Genomic DNA, 10,893 nt, shown 5'->3' with positions numbered 1-10,893 from the left:
CTCTCTGCTCGATAAAATCACTAAAGTTGCACATATCCATGACCTCCTCTTCTATCTCTTTCTCCATCAGTATACCATACCCCTTCTGCAATTGTTCCTTTTTATCCACTATTGCGAGATTTTTTATGAACAATATTTTTAACAGCTCCAGCAGTCTCTGCTTATTCTCATCCTTCTGCTCCACTGCATTTGGTATTCCCCTCTCTGTTTGTACGGCTTCCTTTTTCGGATATACCATGACTGCCGTTATCAGGTCGTAGTCCTCCTTCGCTGCATGCCATATGTTTGTTTCACATGTTTCCTGTATCCTATAGGTATTGATGACATCGTTCTTTTGATTGCTGTGACCGATGCAGATCCATATGGAACAGACCTTTTTAATCTTTCCATAATCGGAATGCTGAAATCCTTCCTTTGGATGCTTCTGCTTTGCCATCAATCTGCCGCAGTAATACAAGGCACGCTTGATCAGAGGATACCCGGGATTATCCTTTGCCTGACTTTCCAGGTTGATGATCATGCGAAGTCGCTCTTCAGCGCATGTGCTCTTTTCTGTATTTTCTTGCTTCCTGGGTAGCGCTGCTTCAAACTGGATATCGTATTTGATCTGTGATCCCGGTATGGATTCATCCGTGACCTCGATCTGCTTATCATCGATATACGTGCACGCAGCAGTATTATTTATGGAAGACATTTCGATATAGGACGGTATGTCCTTCAGTGGAATATCTGCAAATTCCGGAATGCAGCCCTTCATGACATAGGCGAGTATCTGTTTGTTTGACAACAGCTTTTTACAATACATATCGTATGCTTTTTTATCATCGTAATGAGTAATCATAGACGCAGCTTCTGTGTGTTCCTTCATAATCATATCCCTTCTTTCTCTGCAATTCTCTTGTACTTCAGGAATATGATCAGGTGGAGCTCTTGTTCTGCTTTTGCTTTCATAAGCAAAAAAAGCTGATGAAAGTCCGTATTTACAGGCGGTAGGCGGTGCTGTATAAGCAAGACAGCACTTACCGCCGACAACCGATGCTCAGCGATGGTGTGCTGTACATGCAGCTGAAAGGATCAGTCAAAAGGTTAGAAGCATAACAAAAAAAGCTTCTAGCAGGCAGTTCTACAATAGCAAGGCCGGGGCTTTTGCGTATGGAATGCATGTGGCATGCTTGTATCTATTATATCGTTTCTCATGGGTCAGCCCCTCCTTTTTTCGTAACTACAGTCTAGCATATATCCTCATGAAAATATAGTAAAAACTCATGTATTCTTACGGCGAAAAGGGTGTGATAACATGTTTTCTTAGACAAATAGCAACATGAATCAAGTATCCCTTCACCAAAGGCTCTTTGATTCACAGCATTCATTACAGAAAATCAGGTGAACTGCATATCTGCTTTCGCAATCGGAATTATATTGACGTTTCTATGCACCGGCTCTGCAAAATATGATATAGCATCAAAGGGTGTACGATAAGAAAGCATGAAATCAATATTCTTACATCCAGCACAAAAAAAGAATGCGGATACTGTTCAAAAACAGCACTTATCCACACTCATTTTTTCTATCTTATCGAAACCTTGTTAGTCCTTCTTTTCCTCTTTTGGAAGCAAATACTGGACACGCACAGACCTTTTAGCGCTCTGTCCCTGAGCATCCTTAACGCTTAGCTGATAGGTAACTGTTTTTGCTTCAGCAGGCAGCTCCTCATCCCACCCCGTAATGGAAGCCGACAAATCATTTCCGGATGCATTTACCGCAGTAACGCCTGCATACTCCCGTACCTCCTGCATCGTGGAATTGGATTCAATAACAAACTGAAAATCCGCATGTGCCACCTGCATAACCGGCTTTGCGCTTTCCACAACCTTGATTACAAAGGATACACGCTCTTTCTGTAACGATGCAAATGCCTGATAACTGCCCGGTGCTGTAACATCAACAGCAGACAGATCCAGTTGAACCTTTTTTAAGGCATCGGAATCCGCATTCACATAGGTCTCCGCTTTCTGACTCAGCTTTGCATTCTGTTCTATGACGAAGGTTTCTTTCTTGGCGGCAATCGCATTGACGCTTTGTTGTTCCTCTGTCAATGGTACATAGACTTCCGCCTTCACAAATTTCTGTTTCAGCAATCCTGCAGCTAAAACAACAACAATCACCAGCATACCGATTGCCAGGACTGCTTTTTCTTCTTTTTTAAATTGAAAATACTTTTTCATACCATCACTTCCCAACTTGTTTCAACGCTTGTATTTTATCATATCCCCACCTGTAATAAAATGCCTAAAAATACAATTTCAGCCTTTCATTATCGCCTTTTTTACCATTTGGTCCGGAAAGGTAAGTTTGTAGGATTTCCATCCCTAGACTAGTAAGGAACGGTGACATTCCTTCGTTTTTCATTTGTATTTTTTTCTGCTTGATATTATAATCATACTACTTATATGATGAGTCCTGTGGCTTTCGCACACATCTGCACGCAAAGCATTGCGTATAGCAGAGTTTTACCATATATATACATATTGTTTTTCATCGCTGTTATGCGGGCAATATGATATGATTAACAGGTAGTTAAGACACGCAAAAAGAATGAACAGTACTTACGGGAGGTATACTATGACATTTTTACAGACACTGGGTCCTGGCTCCACCCTGATTGCTCCAGCCTACCTACATGCGGCACTACGCGAGGAGCTTTTAAAAACACGCAGCGGTTTGCTGGGACTAAAGCTGAATACCCTGCAGGGATGGCTGCAGCAGCAGGCAAACGTGGCGGTACCATCCAGACATACTGCTTTATATCAGTATAAGCAGCGAGTACAGACAATCCTTCCGCAGCTGAAAATCTATCGGGAGGTGGCAGATTCCCCTGTATTTCTGAATGAATGCAGAACATTTCTGGATTCCCTGTATTTCTGGAGCATCCCCCTGAAAGCACTGCCGCAGGAAAGTGAATCACATAAAGAACTATTTTCCATTCTCTCACAGCTCGGCGATATTGCCGTGCCCTCCAAGCAGCAGCGTGCAGCGCTAGCGAATATAAAAACGAAGCGATTGGATGATCTGCATATTCTGGATGTGTATCACACCCTGGAGGAGGAACAGCTCATACAGGCACTGGTTGATCAGGGAGCACAGCGCTGTACGCCGCCGGTTTATGAGCCAAAGCCGTCGTTTTTCCATGCTGTAAACAAGCGGCAGGAAATCGAAGCCTGTGCACAATATATCATCGAGCATGATCTGGATGCGGATGATATCCAGATCACGCTTGCCAATGCGACCTATAAGCCGGTTCTTGCACAGATTTTTCAGCGCTATCAAATTCCGTATACCCTTATGCAGGACTCCCATGCAAGTATCCTGCCGCACCGCTTTTCCGCATTATTTTCCTATTATCTGAAGCCGGATATGGCCGCTTTGCACAGTGTTCTGGATTGTGGTGTTGTACCTATGGAACAGCTGCAGAAGCTAAAGGATTATCTGGATGTATTTTCCTGTGATATTGAGGAGTCCTTTGACCATTTGCAGCAGATCGGGGATGAAGGACATATTCTCGATGCACTCGAGCTGGCAAAGCTGCAAAAGCTGGAGGAGGAGGCGGAGCTGGTACGCCAGCAGCTCGTGGACTATCTGCTTCCCCTGAAACATCCAAAATCGATTGCAGATATGATTCAGACCGTTGCTGCCTATGTCAGGGAATCTTTAAACAAGGACAGTGCAGATACCAAAATCCTATTGGATATTGAGGCTATGCTGAAGGAGCTTCATCCTTATATATTAAAAAAAGAGGATATCGCATTCTTTTTATATTTTCTTGATGGTATGACGCAAAGCAGTGCTCCGAAGGAAAGAAGCGGTGCCATCGTTTGTGATCTGCGTAATTCCCCCTTCTGCCGAAAGCATTTGTTTCTTATGGGATGTACGCAAAAGGATTATCCTGCCTTTCAAACGAAAAAAGGCATCTTTGACGAGAACTATCATGCCCTCATTTCTTCTTATCCTACCATGGAACGCCGCTATCAGTTTTATCTGCATCAGGTATCCGCCATGCTGTATGCAGCACCTGCAGTATATGTTTCCTATCCGCTGGGTACCTATGAGGGAAAAGGAATGGAGGCAGCTCTGGAAATTGAGGAATATGTCCAGAAGCAGCTGGCAAATCCGAAGGCACGATCAGCAGCCTATCCACTGTACAGCAGCTATGAGCCGGTTTCCACCAGCATCACACTGTCTCCTGAAATGGCACAGGCTCTGTTTGTCAAAGACGGAACGATCCGCGGCTCCATTTCTGCTCTGGAACGCTATGTAAAATGTCCGTTCTCCTACTTTCTGCGTTATGGACTTTCCTTGCGGGAACCTATGAAGATCGGCTTTCCGGATTCCTATGCCGGAACCCTTGCCCATTATCTGCTGGAAACCTTCACAGGACAGTATGGGAAGGCTTATACCAAGGTGGCTGAGGAGAAAATCGAAGAAGTACTGATGAAGGAAATTCAGATCATGCAGGATGTGTTTCCATCTCTGGAAAAAAAGCTGGAGAATGTGGCACAGCGAATTCTGACCTCTATGACACAGACCCTGTCACTGCTGGATGAATTTGAACAGCATTCCATATTATCTCCATATCTGCGTGAGAAAGAGTTTCATTACAGCATTCCCTTGGGGGATGATATCAGCCTTGCATTAAAGGGATATATTGACCGTATTGATGCATCTGATGAATTCCTATGTATTCTAGATTATAAAAGCTCTGCCAAAATGCTGTCGGAGGCTAACGTATTCGCTGCATTGCAGCTGCAGCTGCTGACCTATTCCATCGTTTGCAGCAAGGAATTTCATAAACGCGTACTGGGCTCCTTCTATGTTTCCTTAAAGAATGAGAACATCCCGTATACCGCAGGAAAGCTGTCCCGAAGAAAGCCGGTAACACACCTTCCATCCAGTAAAGAGGAATACGAAGAAGTTCGCCACAAGGCACATCGCATGAACGGCTGGGTTATGGACAGTGATATACAGGCATTGGATGACAACGGCACACACATCGTTGGTGTGAGTCAGAATAAAGAGGGCGTCGTAAAGCCGCGCAAGCTGTATGACCTCAACAGCATCGAACGCTATTTCACACAGATGTATCAAATGATAGGAAACAGAATACGAAACGGGGACATCCGCTGTATGCCGATGGAAGAGGCCTGCATGTTTTGTACTTATCATGAAATCTGCCGATTTAAGGGAATTTATGCCGAAAAAACACAGCTGGTAGAGGTTGAGGATGATATCTATCAGCAACAGAAAGGACGTGAGGAAGATGCCTGAATGGAACCCCATGCAGCTGAAGGCGATTCAGACAAAGGAACGCAATATCCTGGTATCCGCATCCGCAGGAAGCGGTAAGACCACCGTGCTGATTGCACGTCTGATGGATCTGGTTATGAAGGATCATGTTTCCATTGACTCCATTCTTGCCATGACCTTTACAGAGGCCGCCGCGAATGAAATGAAAAAACGTCTGGCAACAGAATTGCAGAAGGCACTGATCAGCGCCCACACAGAAGAGGAAAAAAGCTATATTACCAGACAGCTGACAAGCATACAGACTGCGCATATTTCCACCATTCATTCCTTCTGCCTATCCATTATTCAGGAATATTATTACATCCTCGGTCTGGATCCGCAGCGTATCAAAAGTATTATGGATAACGGTACCATGGTCCTGTTTCAGCAGCAGTCTTTAGAGGAAGCCTTTGCACAGCAGTATCAGCTGCAGGATGCCAGCTTTCTGCAGCTGTGTCAGATGTTTTCAGCAAGGGCAGAAAATGACGATGCCTTACGCTCAATGATTCTGAATCTTGCAGTGCTGGCCTCCAGCAAATCCAATCCAAAGGCCTGGCTGGACTCTCTGCCTGAAAATTATCATGAAAAGCGTCTGCTTGAGGATTTGCCTAAGGAAATCTACGAGAATTTCTTTGAATATCTGGCTGTGCAAACTGCGCGCTATGAAGAAACACTGACCCGCATTGATGAGCTGTATCGATTGAAATATGATGATCAGGTAAAAAAGCATGCCATTGTACAACAGAAGCTGCTTGCGCTTTCAGACCTGCATCAGGCGTTGCAGGAGCAGGATTATCAGGCATACCGCGCTGCCTTTCTCGCTATTGTGCATGCTGTTGTACCTCCAAGTCTGGACAAGGAGGATAAGGAATATGCACGCCTGAGAAAAGGTCTGCTTGCTTTGGAGGATGCACAGCTGGAAATCCTGTTCAGTGAGGATGAATTTATGCGGGATATCCGCTATCTGTATCCTTATATAAAGAAGCTGGTGGAAATGTGCAGAGATTATCGCAATGCCTACGCACGGATAAAGGAAGAGCATAAGGTCATCGACTTTGACGATATGGAGCATTTCGCCCTGGAAATTCTACAGGCGAAGGGTGGTCAGGTTGCCGATATCTATCGTGAAAAATTCGTGGAAATCATGGTGGATGAATTTCAGGATAGCAACGACGTACAGAATCAGCTCGTTATGCTGATCTGCAGAAAGAATAATGTATTCCGCGTCGGAGATATCAAGCAGTCCATTTACGGCTTCCGTCATGCCAAGCCGTCTTTGATGAAGGGACTGATCGATCATCGCGGTGCGTATGATGAGGTCATCTATCTTTCAAATAATTACCGTTCCAAGAAAATGATTGTCGATTTCAATAACGACCTGTTTAAGCTGTTGATGAACATAGATGGCTTTTCCTGCAGCTATGCAAAAGAGGATGATGTAGAAACCGGTGTTCCCGCTCAGAACGAGGATAATGTTCCCATCTGTTTCCATGCTGTATTTCATAACGAAATCAAGGAAGCCGAGGGTCTGATCGTTTCAAAAAATGAATTGAAGGCAAGCTACATCGCCAATCAGATTTTGGAAATCAAGGAACGGGAGCAGCGGAAATGGAAGGATTTTGTTGTCCTCGTTCGTGGTAATGCCCGCAAGGATGATATGAAGAAAATTTTCGATGAGCTCAATATCCCGTATTTCATCGATATCAAATATGGATTTTACCAGTCCAATGCCGTACAGGTTATCCTGTCCGCGATGAAGTGTATTTTACATCCGCATGATGACATCAGCTTCACAGCCGTCATGCTGTCACCTCTCTTTCGTAAATCAACCATGGATTTTGCACAGGCCAAACTGCAAAAGGAAAAAGGACAGTCCTATTATTCCTGGTTCTGTGAGCATCCGTTTCCCGGATTTGAAATTTTACAGGAGCTGATTTTCCAAAATGGAAAGCTGCGCATCAGTGAGCTGTTAAACAAGCTGTACGAACTGCAGGATTATTATCGTCTGCATACCAGCATTCAGGAAAAAACAAATCTGGATTTGCTGTTTGAAAAGGCCGTGCAGTTTGAGGATCAGTATGCCTTTGGATTATCTGCCTTCCTTTCACAAATTGAACAGATTAAGGATGCTCAGACAGCAGAAGCGATTCCGATTGGCAGCGAGGCGGATGTGGTACGTGTTATGAGTATCCACCAGTCCAAGGGATTGCAGTTCCCCGTTGTATTCCTCTGGTCCACCGATAAGCAGACACCGATTGAATTTAAGGATTTCTGTATCAGTGATTCCGAGCTGGGACTTGCAATGAAGGCAATGGAGCTGCCGCAGCGCTTTGTCCGTACAACGATACCGCGAATCGCTATGGAGCATAAAAAAGATAAGGAAGAGCTGGAGGAGGAAATGCGCATTCTCTATGTGGCAACCACCCGTGCACAGACACAGATGCATATCGTTGACTGTATCCTTGACCTGGATGCCTACAGGCATCCGTTGAGCATGTCCCAGATATACAACCGCAACGGGTATACCGCATGGATTTTACAGACCTTTCTATGCAACCCAAGCCCTCTCTTTACCATAAAGGAGGTGCACCGTCTCTGGCACAATGAGGTGCAGCAGGTAGAGGCGAGTGTATACCATCCTTTTCAGGTATATGAAAAGCCTGCCAGAACCATAGAACTGGTAACCGCATCTGCACAGGAAGCAGGGGAGCTGCCTGCCTTTACATTTGACAATAACATGCAGGGAAGTGATTATGGAACCATGATGCACAAAATGATTGAAGCACTCCATGCCCCGGCATGGAGTCGTGCATCCATCCTCCATGCTTCTAATCAGCAGCTGTGTGAGCTGAAAGAATGGGATATTCAGACATTGCTGCAGCTGGGAAGCGATTCGGAATACCAGTCGGCATACGTTGGAGAGGTTCATCACGAAATGCCCTTTATGGTAAAGGACGGATCACAGATTTTACATGGCTATATGGATTTTGTCAGCATCCTGAAGGATCGCATAATCATCATAGATTTTAAGACAGATTCCCTCAAGGCGGATACGGAATTCATACAGCGATATAAGGGACAGCTTGCTATGTATAAAAAAGCGATGTATATCCTGTATCCGAACGCCGGCATAACAGCCAGTATATATTCATTGCATCTGCATAGGATGATACCTGTATTATAATAAAAGACAGAATCAAAGCCTGTAAGCCACAGGACGTGATTCTGTCTTTTTACTTGCTTGTACATCGACAATGTCGTTTCCATTAGAAGCATCCCTTATTTCTCATGTATCATTATCAACATCCTTACGGATTATTGTTGTTTCCCTGCTTCTTTTGCTTCCGGAATAATCTGCAGTATGACAAGTGCCAGAAGGCGCTAAGCCACTACCTTATTCATTACCTGGTTGAAAGACTTTGCACAGAACGTGCGTTACTGTTAGACAGTACAGCTTCCTTTCTCCTATTCCTTTGGTTCTACAGCAATAAACAGCTTGTCTCTTTCTGCTAATCCGTAATTCTTTGAAAAGAAATCATACATCGTCCAATTATAGTAAAAGCGTTCAGCAGGATAAATACCATAGCCGTCCTGATTATGGTCTGTAGTATCATAGGAATCCGCCATGATGAGAACATCATCCTGTGTCGTTTCCGTTCCCATGGTATCATATCCAATGATTACCTGCCAGTGTCCGCCCCAGTCATTCCATGCCACCATCACCGGCACACCTTTTTTTAAATAGTCTTGAATCATCGCCAGATCAATGCGTTCATACGCATCAGCCTTGTAGTCATACGTTGAGTGAATCTGAAAGCCGCCGACGCCTTCAAATATACGGATCATAGATTTCAAAGAGGTGGCCTCATTTTTCAGCTTATTTGTACGAAACTGCGCAAGTGTTTCCTCGTTATGCTTACCGAGCTTTCCATAATACTGCAATACCATGAGAGCGGAATCCACACCGCAGCTCCATTCACTCGTTTGCTGGATCGTTTTAAATTTTGGTAATAGGGTCAGCGTGTCTGTTGACTTCATATTATAAAAATCCGGATGCTTGAAATATGGTGAATCCTTTTGATCACCCGCACGTTCGACACTGTCCGCACCATCTTCCTTTGACAGGTCTACCGTCTGTGTTATTTTCATTTCATCACTCGTGTTCTTTTTTTCTTCCGTTTTCACACTGCAGCCGCAAAGAAGTACCGCTGCCATACTAAGAATAATCGCTTTTTTCATCATGTCCTCACTTTCTTTGTGAGCATGATACCTGCATATGCAAACTGATCCTATTATATCCGTTGTATTGTATGAATATTATGCTTTACAACAATAAACTGTACGAGATATCCTGAGTCTATACGACAAATGTCTGCCTTTACTACTCTTATTGATCTTACAAGTATCAATACTCATAAAACTGGCTTTAAACCAACAACAAGACTTTACAGTCACAATAATCGGCATTTGACCTGGCTGTCCGTATGGCCTTTTTTCTGGGGTCAAACGAATGCATATCGCATTCATGCAATTAGGGTGGTGTAGCATAAAGGTCTTCAGGACATCCCTCCATTTCTTCTATGAGCGAAATTATAGCGAAAAGGAAGGTATTCCACAATACTAAATATAGGTAATATCAAATGCAGGAACAATTCTGGCAGTGTGTATCAAATGTAAAAACAAAACAGCACAATTTCGTGCTGTTTATAAGATAAGCTCCTGCTGTACACCCGCAGAGCGCTTCGTCACATATTTTTTTAAAGCCTCCATGATAGAGTAGATGATATTTTCCAGTACGCCCAAATCCATACTCTGTACAATCAGCTGCAGCAGATAATCTTCCTTTCCGGTGTCAAAGTCGTTATCAAACATCAGCAGCAGCATTGCCAGAATATAGTTTTCCCTGAGGTATTCCTCATCCTCCTGTTGTAAATCAGCTGCCTGCAGTATGGTTGTGCGGGAATTACAAAATTCCATCCAGTCACAGAATTCTCTGGATAATTCAATTCTTCCCTTACGATAATATAAACAATCGCCCTCCTGCCATAAAACAAAACGGCTGGTAAAATCCTGAATTCGCTGTGTAAGCGGCAGACGCCAATCCTCATAGGGATCCAGCTTACCATTATTGTCCAGATCTTTAAAAGCAAAGCCGTCCTGCTCGATAATCTGAATACCGAGGTTGGGATCATAGCTGAGTGTTTTACCACCTTTATTTTCAATGCACGCATGATTGTGCTTGTGAGTCAATTTCCATTGCATAAACAGAAACCTCCTTGTGTCTTTCTACCTGTAGTATAACAACACTAGCCGCGTATGTTGTCAAACAATCTTGTGAAATTGTGGGTTCCGCTGATCTTCAGAAAGCCTTCACATTTTGTACAGAAAAAGAACATACAGCCCTTTATACTATATGTTCTTCTTTTGGCGCTTTAAATTTGTGTGTGGTTGTGGCATACCTTTAAACTTGTGTGTTGCCATTTTTTGACTTATCTAACAAACTGTGTGGATACCCTTTCACTTTTTGTGTGGGTGTCCTTTTCTTATATAAAA

At 43.8% G+C, this 10,893-nt stretch carries 6 protein-coding genes; 2 read left to right on the top strand and 4 right to left on the bottom strand.

Going from position 1 to position 10,893, the window contains the following annotated elements:
• Both NE665_RS22565 and NE665_RS22560 read right to left on the bottom strand, forming a co-directional pair.
• Positions 1-868 (bottom strand): hypothetical protein (locus tag NE665_RS22565; protein ID WP_256302646.1); only part of this gene is annotated, 868 nt, incomplete at its 3' end.
• 718 nt (positions 869-1,586) lie between these two features.
• A complete protein-coding gene (locus tag NE665_RS22560; protein WP_117444974.1) occupies positions 1,587-2,225 on the bottom strand; it encodes a hypothetical protein in 639 nt (212 codons plus the stop codon).
• A gap of 397 nt (positions 2,226-2,622) precedes the next feature.
• On the opposite strand from NE665_RS22560, the gene NE665_RS22555 reads away from it, so the two are divergent.
• Positions 2,623-5,322 (top strand): PD-(D/E)XK nuclease family protein, encoded by a 2,700-nt coding sequence (locus NE665_RS22555; RefSeq protein ID WP_117444975.1) that lies wholly within the window; start codon positions 2,623-2,625, stop codon positions 5,320-5,322.
• Positions 5,315-8,524, top strand: a complete 3,210-nt coding sequence (locus NE665_RS22550) for a UvrD-helicase domain-containing protein (RefSeq protein ID WP_117444977.1) — start codon at positions 5,315-5,317, stop codon at positions 8,522-8,524. The genes NE665_RS22555 and NE665_RS22550 overlap by 8 nt, the downstream gene beginning before the upstream one ends.
• A 281-nt stretch (positions 8,525-8,805) precedes the next feature.
• On the opposite strand, the gene NE665_RS22545 is transcribed toward NE665_RS22550, so the two are convergent.
• Positions 8,806-9,579, bottom strand: coding sequence for a C39 family peptidase (locus NE665_RS22545; RefSeq protein ID WP_117444978.1), 774 nt, complete (start codon positions 9,577-9,579; stop codon positions 8,806-8,808).
• A gap of 465 nt (positions 9,580-10,044) precedes the next feature.
• Positions 10,045-10,602, bottom strand: coding sequence for a beta-glucosidase (locus NE665_RS22540; protein ID WP_117444976.1), 558 nt, complete (start codon positions 10,600-10,602; stop codon positions 10,045-10,047).
• Between the last annotated feature and the right edge of the window lie 291 nt (positions 10,603-10,893).

Origin of the sequence: Clostridium sp. DFI.1.208 (assembly GCF_024463855.1) — a bacterium.
GTDB lineage: Bacteria > Bacillota_I > Bacilli_A > Erysipelotrichales > Erysipelotrichaceae > Clostridium_AQ.
This window is presented reverse-complemented; position numbering and strand designations above follow the sequence as displayed.